This is a genomic window from Bradyrhizobium sp. CIR18 (assembly GCF_014198295.1).
Taxonomy (GTDB): domain Bacteria; phylum Pseudomonadota; class Alphaproteobacteria; order Rhizobiales; family Xanthobacteraceae; genus Bradyrhizobium.
In genome coordinates, this window is record NZ_JACIHF010000001.1 from 1,186,109 (window position 1) to 1,205,078 (window position 18,970).

At 63.5% G+C, this 18,970-nt stretch carries 17 protein-coding genes; 6 read left to right on the plus strand and 11 right to left on the minus strand.

Annotation, left to right across the window (positions count from 1 at the left end; all coding sequences use genetic code 11):
- Window positions 1-110: 110 nt before the first annotated feature.
- From rpoB to GGD65_RS05920, 11 genes are all read right to left on the minus strand, one after another.
- Complete coding sequence (rpoB, locus tag GGD65_RS05870; protein ID WP_018322256.1) at window positions 111-4,229, minus strand: DNA-directed RNA polymerase subunit beta; 4,119 nt, start codon at window positions 4,227-4,229, stop codon at window positions 111-113.
- 483 nt (window positions 4,230-4,712) lie between these two features.
- Window positions 4,713-5,090, minus strand: a complete 378-nt coding sequence (gene rplL, locus GGD65_RS05875) for a 50S ribosomal protein L7/L12 (RefSeq protein WP_018322255.1) — start codon at window positions 5,088-5,090, stop codon at window positions 4,713-4,715.
- Window positions 5,091-5,144: 54 nt separating this feature from the next.
- Entirely contained in the window at window positions 5,145-5,663 is a 519-nt protein-coding gene (rplJ, locus tag GGD65_RS05880) for a 50S ribosomal protein L10 (RefSeq protein WP_018322254.1), read from the minus strand.
- Between the two features lie 575 nt (window positions 5,664-6,238).
- Window positions 6,239-7,192 carry a 2-hydroxyacid dehydrogenase gene (locus GGD65_RS05885; RefSeq protein WP_183234628.1) on the minus strand — a complete coding sequence of 318 codons (954 nt, stop codon included), beginning with the start codon at window positions 7,190-7,192 and terminating at the stop codon, window positions 6,239-6,241.
- An 89-nt stretch (window positions 7,193-7,281) separates the two neighbouring features.
- Window positions 7,282-7,974 carry a 50S ribosomal protein L1 gene (rplA, locus tag GGD65_RS05890; RefSeq protein WP_018322253.1) on the minus strand — a complete coding sequence of 231 codons (693 nt, stop codon included), beginning with the start codon at window positions 7,972-7,974 and terminating at the stop codon, window positions 7,282-7,284.
- Between the two features lie 6 nt (window positions 7,975-7,980).
- A complete protein-coding gene (rplK, locus tag GGD65_RS05895; protein WP_006611824.1) occupies window positions 7,981-8,409 on the minus strand; it encodes a 50S ribosomal protein L11 in 429 nt (142 codons plus the stop codon).
- 133 nt (window positions 8,410-8,542) lie between these two features.
- The gene (gene nusG, locus GGD65_RS05900; protein ID WP_008136441.1) at window positions 8,543-9,097 is read right to left on the minus strand and encodes a transcription termination/antitermination protein NusG; all 555 of its coding nucleotides are present in this window, start codon (window positions 9,095-9,097) and stop codon (window positions 8,543-8,545) included.
- The gene (secE, locus tag GGD65_RS05905; protein WP_026202711.1) at window positions 9,097-9,288 is read right to left on the minus strand and encodes a preprotein translocase subunit SecE; all 192 of its coding nucleotides are present in this window, start codon (window positions 9,286-9,288) and stop codon (window positions 9,097-9,099) included. The genes nusG and secE overlap by 1 nt, the downstream gene beginning before the upstream one ends.
- A 366-nt stretch (window positions 9,289-9,654) precedes the next feature.
- Window positions 9,655-10,923, minus strand: coding sequence for a class I SAM-dependent methyltransferase (locus tag GGD65_RS05910; protein ID WP_179739848.1), 1,269 nt, complete (start codon window positions 10,921-10,923; stop codon window positions 9,655-9,657).
- Between the two features lie 85 nt (window positions 10,924-11,008).
- The gene (locus GGD65_RS05915) at window positions 11,009-12,028 is read right to left on the minus strand and encodes a lysylphosphatidylglycerol synthase transmembrane domain-containing protein (RefSeq protein ID WP_183234629.1); all 1,020 of its coding nucleotides are present in this window, start codon (window positions 12,026-12,028) and stop codon (window positions 11,009-11,011) included.
- A 12-nt stretch (window positions 12,029-12,040) separates the two neighbouring features.
- Window positions 12,041-12,628, minus strand: coding sequence for an SIS domain-containing protein (locus tag GGD65_RS05920; RefSeq protein ID WP_244550731.1), 588 nt, complete (start codon window positions 12,626-12,628; stop codon window positions 12,041-12,043).
- 165 nt (window positions 12,629-12,793) lie between these two features.
- On the opposite strand from GGD65_RS05920, the gene GGD65_RS05925 reads away from it, so the two are divergent.
- The 6 genes from GGD65_RS05925 to GGD65_RS05950 all read left to right on the plus strand — a co-directional run bounded on the left by GGD65_RS05925 (window position 12,794) and on the right by GGD65_RS05950 (window position 18,961).
- A complete protein-coding gene (locus GGD65_RS05925; RefSeq protein WP_092260401.1) occupies window positions 12,794-13,810 on the plus strand; it encodes an SDR family oxidoreductase in 1,017 nt (338 codons plus the stop codon).
- An 82-nt stretch (window positions 13,811-13,892) separates the two neighbouring features.
- Window positions 13,893-15,458: a PfkB family carbohydrate kinase gene (locus tag GGD65_RS05930; RefSeq protein WP_183234630.1), complete on the plus strand. Its 1,566-nt coding sequence runs from the start codon at window positions 13,893-13,895 to the stop codon at window positions 15,456-15,458.
- Window positions 15,459-15,485: 27 nt separating this feature from the next.
- On the plus strand, window positions 15,486-16,487 hold the full coding sequence (locus tag GGD65_RS05935; protein WP_092260233.1) for an NAD(P)-dependent oxidoreductase: 1,002 nt from the start codon (window positions 15,486-15,488) through the stop codon (window positions 16,485-16,487).
- 5 nt (window positions 16,488-16,492) lie between these two features.
- Window positions 16,493-17,104: a hypothetical protein gene (locus tag GGD65_RS05940; protein WP_246783194.1), complete on the plus strand. Its 612-nt coding sequence runs from the start codon at window positions 16,493-16,495 to the stop codon at window positions 17,102-17,104.
- Window positions 17,101-18,138, plus strand: a complete 1,038-nt coding sequence (locus GGD65_RS05945) for an aminoglycoside phosphotransferase family protein (protein WP_246783195.1) — start codon at window positions 17,101-17,103, stop codon at window positions 18,136-18,138. The genes GGD65_RS05940 and GGD65_RS05945 overlap by 4 nt, the downstream gene beginning before the upstream one ends.
- Window positions 18,113-18,961, plus strand: coding sequence for a transketolase (locus GGD65_RS05950; RefSeq protein ID WP_018322243.1), 849 nt, complete (start codon window positions 18,113-18,115; stop codon window positions 18,959-18,961). Before GGD65_RS05945 ends, GGD65_RS05950 begins: the two co-directional genes overlap by 26 nt.
- The last annotated feature ends 9 nt before the right edge of the window (window positions 18,962-18,970 follow it).

Consider the following 18,970-nt stretch of genomic DNA (forward strand, 5'->3'; position numbering starts at 1 on the left):
CGGTCGCCTCCGGCCGCAAATTCGAAAATCACTCAAGCAGGCGCCCTGCCCTCAAGGCCTCGGACGGGGCGCCGGTGCCCGGCCGCGAAGGCCGGGCATGACAGGTCGAATTACTCGGCCGCTTCCGACGTCGGTGCCGGTCCCATCTTGGAGTTGTGCAGGTCGACGTTGAGGCCGAGCGAGCGCATTTCCTTGACCAGCACGTTGAACGATTCCGGAATACCGGCCTCGAACGTGTCGTCGCCGCGCACGATCGCCTCGTACACCTTGGTACGGCCGGCGACGTCGTCCGACTTCACCGTCAGCATCTCCTGGAGCGTGTACGCCGCGCCGTAAGCCTCGAGCGCCCACACCTCCATTTCGCCGAAGCGCTGGCCGCCGAACTGCGCCTTGCCGCCCAGCGGCTGCTGGGTGACGAGCGAGTACGGACCGATCGAACGCGCATGGATCTTGTCGTCGACCAGATGGTGCAGCTTGAGCATGTAGATGTAGCCCACCGTCACCTTGCGATCGAAGGCATCGCCGGTGCGGCCGTCATAGACGGTCGACTGACCCGACGCATCCAGGCCGGCAAGCTTCAGCATCTCCTCGATGTCGGCTTCCTTGGCGCCGTCGAACACCGGCGTCGCGATCGGCACGCCGCGGCTGAGGTTGTGGCCGAGCTCGATCAGTTCGTTGTCGTTGAGCGACTTGATCGTCTCGTCCTCGCCGTAGACCTTCTTCAAGGTCTCCTTCAGCGGCTTGATGTCCTGCTTCGACAGGTAAGCATCGACCGTCTGGCCGATACGCTTGCCGAGGCCGGCGCAGGCCCAGCCGAGATGGGTCTCGAGGATCTGTCCGACGTTCATGCGCGAAGGCACGCCGAGCGGGTTGAGCACGATGTCGGCGTGCGTACCGTCTTCGAGGAACGGCATGTCCTCGATCGGCACGATCTTCGACACCACGCCCTTGTTGCCGTGGCGGCCGGCCATCTTGTCGCCGGGCTGGATCTTGCGCTTCACCGCGACGAAGACCTTGACCATCTTCATCACGCCGGGCGGCAATTCGTCACCGCGCTGAAGCTTCTCGACCTTGTCGAGGAAGCGCTGTTCAAGCCCCTTCTTCGACTCGTCGTACTGCTTCCGCATGGCCTCGATCTCGGCCATCAGCTTGTCGTTCGGCGAGGCGAACAGCCACCACTGCGACTTCGGGTACTCCTCGAGCACCGCACGGGTGATCTTGGTGTCCTTCTTGAAGCCCTTCGGGCCGGCAATGCCCTGCCGCCCCTCGAGCAGCTCGGCAAGACGGTTGTAGACGTTGCGGTCCAGAATCGCCTGCTCGTCGTCGCGGTCCTTGGCCAGACGCTCGATCTCTTCCCGCTCGATCGCCAGCGCACGCTCGTCCTTGTCGACGCCGTGACGGTTGAACACGCGCACTTCCACGATCGTGCCCTGCACGCCCGGGGGAACGCGCAGCGAGGTATCGCGAACGTCGGAAGCCTTTTCGCCGAAGATCGCGCGCAGCAGCTTCTCTTCCGGCGTCATCGGGCTCTCGCCCTTCGGCGTGATCTTGCCGACCAGGATGTCGCCGGCGCGGACTTCCGCACCGATGTAGACGATACCGGCTTCGTCGAGGTTCTTCAGCGCTTCTTCCGAGACGTTCGGAATGTCGCGGGTGATTTCCTCGGGTCCGAGCTTGGTGTCGCGAGCCATCACCTCGAACTCTTCGATATGAATCGAGGTGAACACGTCTTCCTTCACGATCCGCTCGGAGAGCAGGATCGAGTCTTCGAAGTTGTAGCCGTTCCACGGCATGAACGCGACGAGCACGTTCCGGCCGAGCGCGAGCTCACCGAGATCGGTCGACGGACCGTCGGCGATGATGTCGCCCTTCTTGACGATGTCGCCGACCTTCACCAGCGGACGCTGGTTGATGCAGGTCGACTGGTTCGAGCGCTGGTACTTCATCAGGCGGTAGATATCGACGCCCGACTTGGTCGGATCGAGATCTTCCGTGGCGCGGATGACGACGCGGGTGGCGTCGATCTGGTCGATCACGCCCGAACGGCGCGCCGCGATCGCGGCACCCGAGTCACGCGCAACCACGCCTTCCATGCCGGTGCCGACGAACGGCGCCTCGGCGCGAACCAGCGGCACCGCCTGGCGCTGCATGTTCGAGCCCATCAGCGCGCGGTTGGCGTCGTCGTTCTCGAGGAACGGGATCAGCGCCGCGGCCACCGAAACGAGCTGCTTCGGCGACACGTCCATGTAGTCGACCTTGTCGGGCGTCACCGGCAAGACTTCGCCGGCGTGACGGCAGACCACGAGGTCTTCGGTGAAGCGGCCCTTCGGGTCGAGCGGCACGTTGGCCTGCGCGACCGTGTAGCGGCCCTCTTCCATCGCCGAGAGGTACACGACCTCGTCGGTGACGCGGCCGTCCTTGACCTTGCGATACGGCGTCTCGACGAAGCCGTACTTGTTCACGCGCGCGAAGGTCGCGAGCGAGTTGATCAGGCCGATGTTCGGACCTTCCGGCGTCTCGATCGGGCAGATGCGGCCGTAATGCGTCGGATGCACGTCGCGCACCTCGAAGCCGGCACGCTCGCGGGTCAGACCGCCCGGTCCAAGCGCCGACAGGCGACGCTTGTGGGTGATCTCCGACAGCGGGTTGGTCTGGTCCATGAACTGCGAGAGCTGCGAGGAGCCGAAGAACTCGCGCACGGCGGCAGCCGCCGGCTTCGCGTTGATCAGGTCCTGCGGCATGACCGTGTCGATGTCGACCGAGGACATGCGCTCCTTGATCGCGCGCTCCATGCGCAGGAGGCCGATGCGGTACTGGTTCTCCATGAGCTCGCCGACCGAGCGCACGCGGCGGTTGCCGAGATGGTCGATGTCGTCGATCTCGCCCTTGCCGTCGCGCAGGTCCACCAGCGTCTTGATGACGGAGAGGATGTCTTCCTTGCGCAGCGTGCGCTGGGTGTCGGGCGCATCGAGGTCGAGGCGCATGTTCATCTTGACGCGGCCGACCGCGGAGAGGTCGTAGCGCTCGGCATCGAAGAACAGCGACTGGAACATGGCCTGCGCCGAATCCAGCGTCGGCGGCTCGCCCGGACGCATCACGCGGTAGATGTCGAACAGCGCGTCTTCACGCGTCATGTTCTTGTCGGCCGAGAGCGTGTTGCGGATGTAGGCGCCGACATTGACGTGGTCGATGTCGAGCAGCGGCAATTCCTTGTAGCCGTGCTCGTTGAGCACCTTCATCGACTTGTCGGTGATTTCCTCACCGGCTTCGGCGTGGATCTCACCGGTCTTCGGGTTGACGAGGTCCTCGGCGATGTAGTTGCCGACCAGCTCCTCATCGGCCATGCGCAGCGCCTTCAGCCCCTTCTCCTGGAGCTGGCGGGCGGCGCGGACGGTGAGCTTCTTGCCGGCCTCGAGCACGACCTTGCCGGTGTCGGCATCGATCAGGTCGTTGATGGTCGAGTAGCCGCGGAAACGGTTGGCGTCGAACGGAACGCGCCAGCCTTCCTTGGTCCGCTTGTAGAGGATCTTCTTGTAGAACGTCGACAGGATCGCCTCGCCGTCGAGGCCGAGGGCGAACATCAGCGACGTCACCGGAATCTTGCGGCGACGGTCGATACGCGCATAGACGATGTCCTTGGCGTCGAACTCGATGTCGAGCCAGGAGCCGCGATACGGGATCACGCGGGCGGCGAACAGCAGCTTGCCCGAGGAATGGGTCTTGCCCTTGTCGTGATCGAAGAACACGCCGGGCGAGCGGTGCATCTGCGAGACGATGACGCGCTCGGTGCCGTTGACGATGAAGGTGCCGTTCATCGTCATGAGCGGAATGTCGCCCATGTAGACGTCCTGCTCCTTGATGTCCTTCACCGACTTCGCGCCGGTTTCCTCGTCGATATCGAACACGATGAGGCGCAGCGTCACCTTGAGGGGGGCCGCGAAGGTCATGCCGCGCTGGCGGCACTCGTCGACGTCGTATTTCGGCTGCTCGAACTCGTAGCGGACGAATTCCAGCATCGAGGTGCCCGAGAAATCGGAGATCGGAAACACCGAGCGGAACACCGCCTGCAGACCCTCGTCGAGACGGCCACCCTGGGGTTCATCGACCATCAGGAACTGGTCATAGGACGCCTTCTGAACCTCGATGAGGTTCGGCATCTCGGCGACTTCCTTGATGTGTCCGAAGAACTTGCGAACGCGTTTGCGACCGGTGAATGTCTGCTGCGCCATCGTGGCCTCTCATTTTCGTCGCCCGCTCTGGGCGAACCGTCCGGGACGCGGCTGCCACCGCTCCCCGGGTTGAATTTTTCGAACCCGTTTTGGGGGCCGGAGACTCAGCTTCAGGCGAAAATGTCCTGAATCTGTTCTTCAGACCTTCAAAACGCAAAACGACGCGCGGGGCGCTGGTGCGCGCCCGCCCGTCACAACGATCGTCTTCACGGACTGCAAAAGCCCGAAATAGCCTGCTCTCCCAACGGCTTACAGGGAATCCGGCATCCCTGCCCACCGTGCTTTCGTGCTGCCGAACCGATATGGGGCGACAATAGTGGAGATTCGAGGGGCAAACCCTCAAATCCCCACACTTTTTCGTGTTCGGCCTGCGTCGGGACGTTCCGTCGCACGCCTTTTGCATCAGGCCGACCCCTTTTTGAAGGGCAAGCCAGGATCCCGGGCCTGCTTACGCTCGCCCGAGACCTCGTCAGTAAGCGGTGCTTACTTGAGCTCGACCTTCGCGCCAGCCTTCTCGAGCTGGACCTTGATCTTGTCGGCCTCGTCCTTGTTCACGCCTTCCTTGACAGGCTTCGGCGCGCCCTCGACGAGGTCCTTTGCTTCCTTCAGGCCCAGGCCGGTGATGGCGCGGACTTCCTTGATGACCTCGATCTTCTTGTCGCCGGCGCTGGCGAGAACGACCGTGAACTCGGTCTTCTCTTCCGCCGGAGCGGCGGCAGCGCCACCACCAGCCGGGCCGGCCACGGCGACAGCCGCGGCAGCCGAAACGCCCCACTTTTCTTCGAGGAGCTTCGCCAGTTCAGCAGCTTCGAGCACGGTGAGGCTCGAGAGGTCGTCAACGATCTTCTGCAAGTCAGCCATTGTTCAGTTTCCTTACGTGTAAGTCTGGTTCGGGTTTGAGTTTTGCGAAGGGCGTCAGGCCGCTTCGCCCTTTGAGGCATGAGCCTGGATGACGCGCGCGAGCTTGCCCGCGGGCGCATTGGCGAGCTGAGCGAGCTTGGTCGCCGGGGCCACAAGCAGGCCGACGATCTTGCCGCGCAGTTCATCAAGCGACGGCAGCGAGGCAAGCGCCTTCACGCCGTCGACATTCAGGACGGTCTTCCCCATCGAGCCGCCGACGATGACGAACTTTTCGTTCGCCTTGGCGAATTCGATGGCGACCTTTGGCGCCGCTACCGGATCGTTCGAAGTGGCGATCACGGTCGGTCCCTTCAGCATGGGGCCGATGGCAACGACGTCAGTGCCTTCAAGAGCAATTTTGGCGAGACGGTTCTTCGAGACCTTCACCGCAGCGCCCGCCTGCTTCATCTGCTGGCGCAGCTTCTGCATCTGGGCGACGGTGAGGCCGGAATATTGAGCAACGACCGCGACGCTCGTGGTCTTGAAGACCTCATTGAGCTGTTCGACCGCCTCTTTTTTTGCCGCTCGTTCCACAGCAAGCTCTCTCCGGTTGGCGGTCATCGCGAAAAGCGGGACCGCCGGGTTGCACCCATCGTCCCACCCAAACCTGAACCTCGGGGCAAAACCCTTCGGACACGCCGGGCACGACGACGATTCAAAGCCTGCCCTCCGGGAGCCCTTGGGCCCACGGCGTGTCGAGGTCCGAACCAGACCCGTTCCGCAAACCAGCCCTTAAAGCTGGACGCGAAGTGAAATCCGGTCTTCACCCGTCTATGCAGGCCATGCGATTAAGCCTTTGAGAAGTCGAAACTTCCCGCGGGCGCCTGCAGTCTTGGACAGGACAAGGTCAGCCGGCGAACCGCCCGACCTCTGCCCGCACCCCACCAGCCGACGGGTTTTTCTTCCTTTTCGGGCAAATCCTTGCGGACGTCCTGAAAGGAATGATCTCCAGTCTTCGGTTTTCGGAATGCGTGCACGAACGCGCCAGCCGAAGCCGGCACGTCCGGAAGCGGTTCTTTAACCGCTCAGAGCCTGCTTGCCAAGAGCAAAATTCACACCAGTTCCAATCCGTTGCCGCGGGTGCTTGACCCGGGCCGATAAAGACCGATTCAGGCCGATTTGACCGCATAAGGCAGCGGCTTGCCCTCGAAGAACGCCGTCAGGTTCGCCAGCACGCAGTTCTGCATGGCGACGTGCGAATCGAGGGTGTGACCGCCGATATGCGGGGCGAACACCACGTTCGGCAGCGCGGTCAGCGCGTCGGGGACGTGCGGTTCCTTCTCGAAGACGTCGAGGCCGGCGCCGGCGATGGTCTTGTCGCTGAGGGCGGCGACCAGCGCTTTCTCGTCGATCACAGATCCGCGAGAGATATTGACGACATAGCCGTCGGCGCCGAGACGCCTGAGGATGTCGGCATTGACGACATGCTGGGTCTCGGCCCCTGCCCGGACCGCGATCATCAACACGCTGCACCAATCGGCCAGCGCCTCCAGGGTCGGGAAATATTGATAGGGCAGATCGTATTTGCTGCGGCTGAAATAGCCGATTTCGCTCTCGAAGGCCGCGCAGCGGCCTGCGATCTTGCGGCCGATCTCGCCCATGCCGTAGACGCCGATGCGGCGGCCGGGCATGCCGGCCTGCGGGCGCATCATCGGCGATTGCTTCGAGGCGGCCCAATCGCCGCTGCGGACATATTGGTCGGCCACCAGGATCCGCCGCGTCGTCGCCAGCATCAGGGTCATCGCGATATCGGCAACCGAGGCCGCATTGGCGCCGGGACTGTGGGCGACCGCGATATTGCGGCTGGCTGCCGCCTTCAGGTCGACGCCGTCATAGCCGGTGCCGTAGCAGACGATGGCGCCGAGTTTTGGAAACAGATCCATCGCCTCCGCACAGAGCGGCGAGCCGCCCGCCGTCAGCATCGCGCGGACGCTGCCGAGTTCGTCGGCCGACAGCACCTCCCCCGCGGGCTTGCCGCCGGTGTCGAGCAATTCGAAGCGCTCGGCGAAACGCGCCATCATCGACTTGGGAAAGCGCGAATAGATCAGGACCTTGTCAGCCATTGTTCTTGTTTCCGGTGAGCCGTGCCACAAACGACGAGGGGCGGAATCGGTTGCCCAATTCCGCCCCTCGCCTCATGCGATTTCCAGACTTAGCCGAGAATGGTGCCCGGCTCGACCTTCACGCCCGGGCCCATCGTCGAGGACACCGCAACGCGCTGGATGTAGGTGCCCTTGGAACCGGCTGGCTTCGCCTTGGTGACAGCGTCAGCCAGGGCCTTGATGTTCTCGACCAGCTTCTCCTCGGTGAACGAGGCCTTGCCGACGCCGGCCTGCAGGATGCCGGCCTTCTCGACACGGAACTCGACCGAGCCACCCTTGGCACCCTTCACCGCACCGGTGACGTCCATGGTCACGGTGCCGATCTTCGGGTTCGGCATCAGGCCGCGCGGGCCGAGCACCTTACCGAGACGGCCGACCAGCGGCATCATGTCGGGGGTGGCGATGCAGCGGTCGAAATCGATCGAGCCGTTCTGCACCTTCTCGACCAGGTCCTCGGCGCCGACGACGTCGGCACCCGCAGCCTTGGCCTCATCGGCCTTGGCGCCGCGGGCGAACACGCCGACGCGGAGCGTACGGCCAGTGCCGTTCGGCAGGGTCACGACGCCGCGGACCATCTGGTCGGCGTGACGCGGATCGACGCCGAGATTGATCGCGACCTCGATGGTCTCGTCAAACTTCGCTTTCGCGCGTTCCTTGACCATCTTGATGGCGTCCGCGAGCGGGTAAAGCTTTTCGCGGTCAACACCTTCGCGGGCTTTGTTCAAACGCTTTCCGATTGCCATGACCGCTTACCCCGCCACTTCCAAGCCCATCGAACGGGCAGAGCCCTCGACCATCTTCATGGCCGACTCGATGGAATCGCAATTGAGATCCTTCATCTTCTTCTCGGCGATCTCGCGCACCTGCGCCTTGGTCACCTTGCCGGCCTTGTCACGGCCCGGCGCCTTCGAGCCGGACTGGATCTTGGCGGCCTGCTTGAGGAAGAAGGACATCGGGGGGGTCTTCATCTCGAACGTGAACGAACGATCGGCGTAGATCGTGATCACGACGGGAATCGGGGTGTTCTTCTCTTCCTTCTGGGTCTGCGCGTTGAACGCCTTGCAGAACTCCATGATGTTGAGACCGCGCTGACCGAGCGCGGGACCGATCGGGGGCGAAGGATTCGCCGCACCGGCCGGGACCTGAAGCTTCAGGTATCCGGTCACTTTCTTTGCCATGTATCACTCCTGTTGTGCCGGCTGTCGCCGGCGGTTTCAGGTTCGTGGTCTGGGTCGGATGCGGCTGGCAACCGCCCTCTCCCTCCCACGGCCTCTCTTTGCGCGAAGCTTTTCGACTTCACGCGCTACCCGGTCAGACCTTCTCGACCTGACCGAATTCCAATTCGACCGGCGTGGCACGGCCGAAGATCGACACCGCGACCTTCACGCGCGAGCGCGCCTCGTCGATTTCCTCGACGACACCCGAGAACGAGGCGAACGGGCCGTCGGCCACGCGCACGTTCTCGCCGATCTCGAACGACACCGACGCCTTCGGCCGTTCCACGCCTTCCTGCACCTGGTGCAGGATGCGCATGGCCTCGGATTCCGAGATCGGCATCGGCTTGTTTTCAGCGCCGAGGAAGCCTGTGACCTTCGGCGTGTTCTTGATCAGGTGAAACGCTTCGTCGGTCAGCTTCATCTTCACCAGCACGTAGCCGGGGAAGAACTTGCGCTCGGCGTCGATCTTGCGGCCGCGGCGCACTTCCGTGACCTTCTCGGTCGGAACCAGCACCAACTCGAACAGCTCCTCGAGCCCGCGCTGCTTGGCCTGCTCGCGGATCGATTCGGCGACCTTCTTCTCGAAATTCGAGTAGGCGTGGACGATGTACCAGCGCTTGTCGGACAGTTGAGCGGTTGCGGTTGCCATCAGTGAATGCCCAGAAGGTAAGTGATGAGGACACGGATGATCTGGTCGGCGGCGAAGAAGAAGATCGAGGCCACGGCGACCATGACGAACACCATGATGGTGGTGATCGTGGTCTCGCGGCGGGTCGGCCAGGTGACCTTGGCGGTCTCCGAGCGCACTTCCTGCAAGAACTTGAACGGGCTGACTGCCATCGTTTTGATGTCCAACGTCCGTCGACTGACGGTAATGAATTTCAGGGATCCGAACAGCCGCCGTTGGCCCAGCCCTCTGTCTCGAAGGATGAGCCGGAAACCGGGCTCGATTGTTCGGGGATTTCAAAGCCGCGCCGGAGATCCGCGTCTAACGGGCCGGCTGCGAGTGCGGGGTATCTACTGCGGATAGGACCAAAGGTCAAGATATAGAGGGCCCGACTGGACCGGCCGACCTTCCCGGGCGCTAGAGCAGAGCCCAGCCGGATCAAAGGCTTATCCACCCACCCTTCAGGGCGCAATCGCAGCGCCCGTCCGGTTCCTTTCCAGACGCTCCCCCGGAGCGTCCGCCTCGGCCCTATTGCGCGGTCAGTCGGCCCGGTCGACCATGGAAATGCCAGGCAGCGGCACCACGAACTTTCCGCCTTCGGCGAAGTAGCGGGCGTGCTTGGCCCGGATCGGGTCGACGTAGCGCCAGGCGAAGACGACGACGAACGCCGGCTTGCGCTCATAAAGGGCGGCAGGCGGCAGGATCGGGATGTCGTAACCCGGGCCCGCCATCACGTTCCCCTTCTTGGGATCGTCGTCGACCAGGAAGTCGATCTTGTTCTCCAGGCCGAACTGCGGCAGCAGCGTCGTGGTGCCGACCGAGACGCCGTAGCCGGCGACGAGCTGCCCGCGCGCATGAGCGGCATCCGCCATCGCGACCAGCTCGTCGCGGATCGCGGCGATCCGCTTCACATAGGGCGCATAATAGGCCGGCTGATCGACGCCCAGCCGTTCTTCCTCGGCGACGAAGCGCGCGACCTCAGCCGACGGCTTCTTGGCGCCACCGGCACGCTGCACGGTCACGCGGATCGAGCCACCCTTGGTCCAGATGTGCTGGACGTCGATCAGCTCCATGCCGAGCCGGGCAAAGAAACGGATCAGCGGCTTGATGTTAAAATACGACAGATGCTCGTGATAGACGGTGTCGAGCAGGTTCTTCTCGGTGACGTCGACGCCATATTGCGTTTCGAACACGAACAATCCGTCCGGCGCGAGCACGTCGCGAACCCCGATCACCAGCGGATCGAGATTGTCGACATTGGCGATCATGTTGTTGGCGATCACGACGCTCGCCGCGCCGTGGCTCTGCAGGATGCGGTGACCGATGGCATCGGTGAAGAAATCGCCGATGGTCTCGATCCCCGCCTCGGTCGCGCGCTTCGCGATGTCCACAGCGGGATCGACGCCCAGCACCCGCATGCCGCGCTCTTTGAAGAAGCCGAGCAGCGATCCATCGTTGCTGCCGAGCTCGACGACCAGCGAGCCCGGCGCGACACCGAAGCGGCTGACGACGTCGTTGGCATAGCCCGCGAAGTGCTCGCGCAGGCCGAGCGAGAGCGAGGTGGTGTAGACGTAGTTGCGGTACTGGATCTCGGGATTACCGACATGGAGAATCTGGAGATGGCCGCAATCCCTGCACAGATGCAGCGCCATCGGCACCGCAGCGCGGAACACGGGATCGTCGACGCTGGCGTCCGGGACCTGGAAGTTCGGCGTGCCGATCGGCATGCCTGCCATCGGGACGACAAGCTCCTGCTTGTCCGAATGGCAGAGGCGGCAGGTATGGCGGACGTAGAACAGGTTTTTCATCGTGGAACCGAAAAATGAGATACGCGATCGGGTGAGGCAATCCCACCCCGTGAAGACCAGACCGCCAGCAACGGGCTCAAGCGAGTCATGGGTGGCTCGAGACTTCCTTGCCCAGCCCGTCGTAGCTGGGGGCTTCCTCCGCCGCCTTGGCGGCCTTGTCCGCTGAATACGACCCGCGCTCCGGACTTGCCAACCAGATCGCGCCTCCGACGAGCCCGATGATCACGCTGATGGCGCCCAGCAGCAGCGAAACCGACAGTGCTTCCTCGGAAGGGACACCCGCCAGACCGAGGCAGGCGACCATCGCCCCCTCGCGAACACCCCAGCCGCTGATCGAAATCGGGACCGCCGTCAACAGCACCACGGGCGGAATCAGGATACCGGCGTCCACCACCGAGAGCTTTGCTCCGACACCGCGCGCCAGGGCGAAGCAGGCCGCCGCGGTCACGAGATGGATGAGCAACGCCGATCCGAACAGCAAAGCACGGCGTTCGGACTGCAGGAGGAGAAACCTGACCAGCGCTCCGAACCGGACAAAGCTTGCGATCGCCGGATGGGCGATGAGGCGCTTGGGCAGACGGTCGAGCGTCAACAGAACCACGGTGCCGGCGACGCCGGCCAGCGTCAGCCCGCCGACGGCCAGGATCGCGGCCTGATCGGACACGCGAGACAACAGGAACGGCAATCCGGCCACCATCAGCGCGATCAGCCCGATCAACGCCGTGAAACGGTCGGCCGCAACGCCCTTGACCGCCTCCGGCCACTGCACGCCGCGCTGGCGCAGCAGCCACATCCGCACCGCATCGCCACCGACCGAGGACGGCAACACCTGATTGAACCAGAGGCTGATCATGAGGATCCGCCAGCCCGCGAGCCAGTCCAGCGACACGCCGAGCGCGCGCATGATCAGCTCCCACCGGCCGTTGAGCACGAAGGTCTGGAAGAAAATCAACGTCAGCGCCAGGACGAACAGCAAAGGATCGACCGAGACGAGATGGCTGCGCAACCGCTGCAGATCGAGACCGCGCGCGATGTAGACCAGCACGGCAATCGACAGCAGCAGCTTTACCGAAAACAGGGCCGCCTGTTTGAACCGCGACTGCATCGGATGCCCGCCTCAGGATGCCGGATATTCCGCGCGACCGATCACGAGGTCGATCGCGGCCATCATCCAGAACTGGTGCGTGGTCTCGACGATGTTGTAGCTGCGGCTGTCGACGAAGAAATTGACGTCGCCGAGATTGCGCAGCGGATTGTCCGCATTCATGCCCGACAGCGTGACCACGTCGAGCTTCATCGTCCGCGCCTGCGCAACCGCGTTGAGGATGTTCTTCGAGCGCCCCGACGAGCTGATCGCAACGAGGCAGTCGCCGGCGCGTGCGCTCAGCCGCACGGCGTGCGCGATCCAGTCCTCGAAGCCGTAATCGTTGGCGAGGCACGACATCATGCTCGCGTCGCTGAAGCAGAGCGCAGGCACCGACGCGTTCTTCGCCAGATCGATCGCCAGGTGCGAGGCGATGCCGGCTGAGCCGCCATTACCGATGAAGATGACGCGACCGCCCTGCTCGCGCGCGCGCAACCAAGTGGCACGGGTCGCGGAGATTGCGGCGAAAACGCCGACGTCGACTGCCGTCGCGCGATGGAGGCGTCCCACGTAATCGTCGAGGAAAGCCTTGTGATCGGGATCGACGGACTCGGCAGGCATGGGCTGGCGGCTCGATTGCAACATGACCGGGTGATACCGGCTATTACCAAGGATTGCAAAGGTATAATACTTGCAAAGTCAGCGAGCGGCTGGTAGTCGGCTTTCGGGTTTCACTCAACATTGGCGGGCCTGTTTCGCTGGGCATTCGCGTCACGGATGTTCCTCATGAAATGCATCGTTACTGGCGGCGCCGGTTTCATTGGAAGTCACCTCGTCGATCGTCTCCTCGACGACGGCCATGAGGTCATCGCGCTCGATAATTTCGTCATCGGACGCCCCGAAAATCTGGCCGCACACGCCGGTTCGAGCCAGTTGAAGGTCGTGCGGGCCGACGTCACCGACCTCGAGTCGATCAAGCCGTATTTTCACGGTATCGACTGGGTCTTCCATCTCGCGGCGCTGGCTGACATCGTTCCCTCGATCGAGTCGCCGATCCCCTATCATCGCGCCAATGTCGACGGCACGGTCAACGTTCTCGAAGCGGCGCGGCACGCCGGCGTCAAGCGCTTCGTCTACGCCGCCTCGTCGTCCTGCTACGGCATTCCCGACGTCTATCCGACGCCGGAGAGCGCCGAGATCCGGCCGATGTATCCCTACGCGCTTACCAAGAATCTCGGCGAGCAGTGCGTCATGCACTGGTGCCAGGTCTACAAGCTGCCTGCGGTCGCGCTACGCCTGTTCAACGTGTATGGGCCGCGCCATCGCACCACCGGCACCTACGGCGCCGTGTTCGGTGTGTTCATGGCGCAGAAGCTCGCCGGCAAGCCCTTCACCGTGGTCGGCGACGGCGAGCAGACGCGCGACTTCACCTTCGTCAGCGACGTCGCGGACGCCTTCGTGACTGCTGCGCGCTCCGATATCTCGCACGAGATATTCAACGTCGGCTCCGACAACACCTACAGCGTCAACCGGCTGGTCGAGCTTCTCGGCGGCGACAAAGTCCACATTCCCAAGCGACCGGGCGAGCCCGATTGCACCTACGCCGACATCACTGAGATCAAGCGGGTCCTGAACTGGACGCCGAAGGTAAAATTCGAGGACGGCGTCGCGACGATGCTGAAGTCGATGGATCAGTACAAGGACGCGCCTCTGTGGACGGTCGACAAGATCGCCGACGCCACCAAGGACTGGTTCAAATATCTCGGTGACGACGACGGCTCGCCGCAGAAGGCAAGCTCTTGAACAGGCTCGCCGGATATCGTTGCTGCGAGTCGATCATTTCAGGCCGGCCATCTGAGACCTGCCGGCGCTTTGGGTAATCCACATGGGTAATGCTGCGACAGACAAGCTGACCGGCCATCCGGCACCGCACGACAAGATCAAGACGATCGAGGAGCTGGGCGAGATTGCGCGCGCCGCGCAGGCCAAGGGCCAGACCGTCGCGCTCTGCCACGGCGTGTTCGATCTGGTGCATCTCGGCCACGTCCGGCACATCCTGGCGGCGCGCAACGAGGCCGACGTGGTCATCGTGACCATCACCGCCGACCGTTTCGTCAACAAGGGCCCGGGACGGCCGATCTTTCCGGAGAACATGCGCGCCGAGATGCTGGCCGCGCTCGGCACGGTCGACTGGGTCGGCATCAACCGCACTTCCAGCGCCGAGCCGGTCCTCGATGCCGTGCGCCCCGACACCTACGTGAAAGGCTCGGACTACGAGAATCCCGAGGATGACGTCACCGGCAAGATCGCCACCGAGCGCGAGGCCGTCGAACGTCATGGCGGACGAATCGTCTTCACGCGCGACGTGACGTTCAGCTCGTCATCGCTGCTGAACCGTTATTTCGGCATCTACGATCCTCCCCTGCGCGACTACCTCCAGAAGGTACGTGAAGGCGGCGGCGCCGAACGCCTGCTGAAGCTGATCGACAAGATCCAGGACATGCACGTCGTGCTGGTCGGCGATACCATCATCGACGAATACCAGTACGTCACGGCGCTGGGGAAGGCTTCGAAGGAGAACATCGTCGCCACCCTGCTCAAGAATGGCGAGCAATTTGCCGGCGGCGTCATTGCCGCGGCCAATCACGTGGCGAGCTTCTGCAAGTCGGTGGAGATCGTCACGACGCTGGGTGGCAACGACTACCCCGAGGAGTTCATTCGCGCGCATGTCCGCCCGAATGTCACGCTGACGCCGATCCGCATTCAGGGCCGACCGACGACCCGCAAATTGCGGTACGTCGAGATGGGCTATCTGCACAAGCTCTTCGAAGTCTACACCATGGACGACACGCCGCTCGACGAGGCCGAGCGCAAGGAGATCGACCGAATCACCGCCGAGCGCGTTCGTGGCGGGGACGTGGTGATCGTCACAGATTTCGGTCACGGCATGATCGCGTCGAGCACCATCGACACGCTCATCGCGAACTCCAAGTTCCTGGCGGTCAACGCCCAGAGCAACAGCGGCAACCACGGCTATAATCTCATCACGAAATATCCGCGCGCCGACTACGTCTGCATCGACGCGCCGGAAGCGCGTCTGGCCGCGACCGACAAGTTCAGCGACATCGCGTCGGTGATCGAGAACCGCCTGCACGGCAAGATCGATTGCGACAACATGATCATCACGCACGGCTCCTTCGGCTGCTACCCCTTCTCGTCCAAGACCGGCGTCGCGCGCGTGCCCGCTTTCACCAAGACCGTCGTCGACACGGTCGGCGCCGGCGATGCTTTCCTGACGATCACGGCGCCGCTGGTGGCGGCCGGCGGCAATATCGAGGACGTCGCCTTCATCGGCAACGCGGCGGGCGCGATCAAGGTCGGCATCGTCGGTCACCGCAACTCGGTCGAAAAGGCGCCCTTGGTCAAATTCGTCACCGCGCTATTGAAGTAACGCGAGCGGGAAATCTGGAGAACGGCAGTGATTGATCAGAAATGGAACGTGATGGTCACCGGTGGCGCCGGCTATGTCGGCAGCGTGCTGGTTCCCCAGTTGCTGGCAGCGGGCCACAAGGTCACGGTGCTCGACCTGTTCATGTACGGCGAATCCGTTTTCGACGCGGTTCGCAACAATCCGAACCTTCGCCTGATCAAGGGCGACATCCGCGATGAGGCCGCGATCAACGAGGCCCTGCGCGGCAACAATGCGGTGATCCACCTCGCCTGCATCTCCAACGACCCCTCGTTCGAGCTCGACCCGGGGCTCGGCAAGTCCATCAACTACGACTGCTTCCGTCCAATGGTGCGCGCCGCGAAGAAGGCCGGCGTCAAGCGCTTCATCTATGCCTCCTCGTCGAGCGTCTACGGCATCAAGGACGAGGCCGAGGTGACCGAGGAACTGTCCTGCGAGCCGCTCACGGACTACTCCAAGTTCAAGGCGATGTGTGAGACCGACCTTGCCGAAGAGGCTGCGTCCGGCTTCGTCACCTGCACGGTCCGTCCTGCCACCGTCTGCGGCTACGCACCGCGGCAGCGCCTCGACGTCGTCGTCAACATCCTGACCAACCTCGCGGTCAACACCGGCCGCATCCGCGTGTTCGGCGGAACGCAGAAGCGGCCCAACCTGCACATCGAGGACATGTCGGCGGCCTATCTGTTCCTGCTGCAGCAGGATGATGCGAAGATCGACGGCAAGACCTACAATATCGGCTACGAGAACCACTCGCTGATGAAGATCGCCGACATCGTCAAATCGGTGGTCGGAAACAACGTCGACGTGGCCGTCGAGCCGACCGACGATCTGCGCTCCTACCACGTCTCCTCGGAGAAGATTCGCCGCGAGCTCGGATTTGCACCGACGCACACGATCGAGCAGGCCGTGTCCGGCCTCGTGGACGCCTTCAGGTCCGGCCGCCTGCCGAACTCGCTCAACGATCCCCGGTATTTCAATATCAAGATGATGCAGAACATCAGCCTGAAGTGAGCGGCGTGCGGATCGGCATCGATTTCGACAACACGATCATCTGCTACGATAAGGTCTTTGCCGCCGTCGCGCACCAGCGTGGCCTGGTGCCGGAGGGCTGGGTTGGGCTGAAGAACGATGTGCGGGATTATCTGCGGTCCCGCACGGGTGGCGAGCTCGCCTGGCAAGGCCTGCAAGGCTTCGTCTACGGCAAGGGCATTGGCGGCGCCGAGATCTATCCGGGCGTGCTGGAATTCCTCGCGGCGTGCAGACAGGCCGGCGCCAAGGTGTGCATCGTCAGCCACAAGACCAGATACGGTCATCAGGACCCCGACCATACCGACCTGCGCGAAGCCGCACGCGGCTGGCTGCGTGGCGCCGGCCTCATCGACGCTGCTGCGGCGACGGTGGCCAGCGGCGATGTTTATTTCGAGGACACGATGGCCGCCAAGGTCGACAGGCTCGCGAGCCTGGAGCTGGACATCTTCATCGACGATCTCGTCGAGGTCTTCGAGCAGCCGCATTTCCCGAAGGGTACGCGATCGATCCTGTTCACGCGTTCGCAGTCCCCGCACCCCGAACATTGCAAGCCGATCGCGACATGGGCCGGGATCCGCGACGAGGTGTTTGCGGCATGAGCGAGCCGGACATCAGCGCAGCGGATGCGATCTCGATCGGCAGCCGCCTTGCCGGAACAACGGTCGCGGCAGCCCAGCCGGCGCGGTCCGGCGGCAACAACAGGGTGTTTCGGCTGGAGATGGCGGAAGGACCGCCCCTCGCCCTCAAGCACTATCCGTCGGACGGGCGCGATCGGCTGGGACAGGAATATGACGCGCTCACGTTCCTGTCGCGCCACGGCATCGCGTCGACGCCACGGCCGATTGCAAAGGACGCCGATGCGTTTTGCGCGCTGTATCAATGGTTCGACGGTGACGCGGCGGTGCTCCGTCCACAGGACGACGATGCGGACCAGCTGGCCGATTTCCTGATCGAATTGCAGAAGCTGCGCGACGCCGAAGGTGCGCAGACCTTGCGGAACGCGTCAGCCAGCATCTTTTCGCCCGAGGAAGCCATCGCCCAGTACGAGCAGCGCCTCGACGGGTTGACGCGTGAGTCGCAGGATCACCCGGAGCTGCATACGTTCATCGACGGCAGCCTGGTTCCCAGCACGGCCGTCGCTATCCGAAAGCTCCGCCAGCGTTATGCGGAACTGGGGCGGGATCCCGCAGCGGACCTCTTGCCCGCGCATCGCGCACTGAGCCCGTCCGACTTCGGACTGCACAACGCCCTGCGCGGCGAAGACGGCCGCCTGCGCTTCATCGACTTCGAATATTTCGGTTGGGACGATCCGGTCAAACTGCTGTCCGATACCGCGATCCACCCCGGCAGCGATCTGCCCGCAACAGGCGCGAATCGCCTCATCGAACGCCTCACGCAAGCCTTCGCGGCTAGGGATGACGCGTTTGCGATCCGCCGTGACGTACTGTATCCTGTGTTCGGGGCGATTTGGTGCCTGATTGTCCTGAATGCTTATTTGCCCGAAAGCCGCTCCCGGCGCGCCTTGGCTGCGCAAGGTGGCGATCTGACGGTCCGCCTTGCCGGTCAGCTCGACAAAGCACGCCGGCTTCATCAAACGATTTGCCAACGTGATCCAGATCTCACCCCACGCTGAAGCCGCCCTCACCTGCACGCTGGACGAGCGCAGTCTCTATTTGCGCCGCCTGGTCCTTGGTTCTGTCCGTTCGGCCGGACGCGGCCATGTCGGTCCGGCCCTGTCGCTCATCGAAATGGTCCGCGTGCTCTACGACGACATCCTGCGGATCGATCCGAACAACCCGCGCGATCCCGAACGCGACCGCGCCATCCTCAGCAAGGGACACGGTTGTCTCGCGCTCTATGCACTCCTCGCCGATCGCGGCTTCTTCCCGCTGTCGGAGCTCGACGGCTTTTGCGGCTCCGACAGTATCTTGGGCGGACATCCCGAATACGGCATGGTGCCGGGTGTCGAGGCGTCGACCGGCGCGCTCGGGCACGGCCTGTCGATCGGCGTCGGCCTTGCGCTGGCCGCCCGCATGCGCGAGCGCAATTACCGGACCTTTGTCCTGCTCGGCGACGGCGAGATCAACGAGGGATCGGTGTGGGAGGCCGCCATGGGCGCGGCCAAGCACGGGCTCGATAATCTGGTCGCGATGATCGACTACAACAAGCTCCAGAGCTACGGGCCCACCGACTACGTGCTGCCGCTGGAGCCGCTCGCGGACAAATGGCGCAGCTTCGGCTTTGCCGTGCAGGAGCTCAACGGCCACGACGTCGGCGCCCTGCGCACCGTCCTGAAGCAGGTCCCCGCCGTTCCGGGCAAGCCCACCGCGATCATCTGCCATACCGTCAAGGGCAAGGGTCTGCCGGCCGCGGAATCCAACGCCGATTGGCATCACAAGAACAAGCTGTCCGACAGCGAGCTCGACGCCATCCGCGTCGCCGTCGGCGATTTTTGATCGGCTCCC